The following is a 540-nucleotide window of genomic DNA, read 5'->3' as shown; positions in this document are numbered from 1 at the left end:
CATCAACAAAGCGTTACTCGCGGCTTTTGATGAGGCGCTGGCGGAGTTTATTGAATCACGCGGACGTGAAGGCGACAACATGAAAGCGCTGATCGAACAACGCCTAGACGCGATTACCGCAGAAGTGGTGAAAGTTCGTGCTCGCATGCCTGAAATCCTAGAATGGCAACGTGAACGTCTATTCTCAAAATTTGAAGATGCGAAAATTGAACTGGATGCTTCTCGTGTAGAACAAGAGCTTATCTTACTAGCGCAAAAGTCAGACGTTGCAGAAGAGCTGGATCGTCTGGATTCTCACGTGAAAGAAACGACCAACATCCTGAAAAAAGGTGGCGCAGTCGGTCGTCGTCTGGATTTCATGATGCAAGAATTCAACCGTGAGTCAAACACGCTCGCTTCTAAATCGATCAGCACCGACATCACTGCGTCGGGTGTTGAACTGAAAGTTCTGATCGAGCAAATGCGCGAACAGATCCAAAATATCGAATAAGGTTTTTTGAGTCTCTTTGAGCTTACTTAATCTTACCAAGCCCCTGTAAA

1 protein-coding gene is annotated in these 540 nt (G+C 46.3%); it reads left to right on the top strand.

The features are described from left to right. Positions 1–490: YicC/YloC family endoribonuclease (locus R7044_RS27580; protein WP_225456278.1), on the top strand; the 490-nt coding region annotated here is incomplete at its 5' end. Positions 491–540: the final 50 nt, after the last annotated feature.

The organism is Vibrio sp. 1402 (genome assembly GCF_033340275.1).
This window is presented reverse-complemented; position numbering and strand designations above follow the sequence as displayed.